This is a genomic window from Onishia niordana (assembly GCF_004798965.1).
In the GTDB taxonomy this organism is placed as follows: Bacteria; Pseudomonadota; Gammaproteobacteria; order Pseudomonadales; family Halomonadaceae; genus Onishia; species Onishia niordana.
The window spans coordinates 1-334 of record NZ_SDSD01000037.1; the positions used below are offsets into that span (position 1 = coordinate 1).

Sequence of the window (334 nt, forward strand, 5' to 3'; positions counted from 1 at the left end):
TTAATGAGGCTAAACTATGAATTCATCTAAACGTATTTTGATTATCGAAGACGATAAAAACATTGCGAGATTTGTTTCACTTGAGCTTGAACACGAAGGATATCAAACTGCGGTTCAAGACAATGGTCGTAAAGGTCTTGAAGAAGCAATGTCAAAAGATTATGATTTGATTTTGCTCGACTTAATGCTCCCAGAGCTGGATGGCTTTGAAGTTGCACGACGCTTACGCCGTGAAAAAGATACACATATTATTATGATGACTGCACGTGATTCAACTATGGACCGTGTAGCAGGTCTTGATATTAGAGCGGATGACTATATTACAAAACCATTC

Annotated in this window: 1 protein-coding gene; it reads left to right on the plus strand. The window is 38.0% G+C overall.

Translation table 11 applies throughout. The features are described 5' to 3' along the window. Positions 1-16: 16 nt before the first annotated feature. Positions 17-334 (plus strand): response regulator (locus tag ETC27_RS17850; RefSeq protein ID WP_136256064.1); only part of this gene is annotated, 318 nt, incomplete at its 3' end.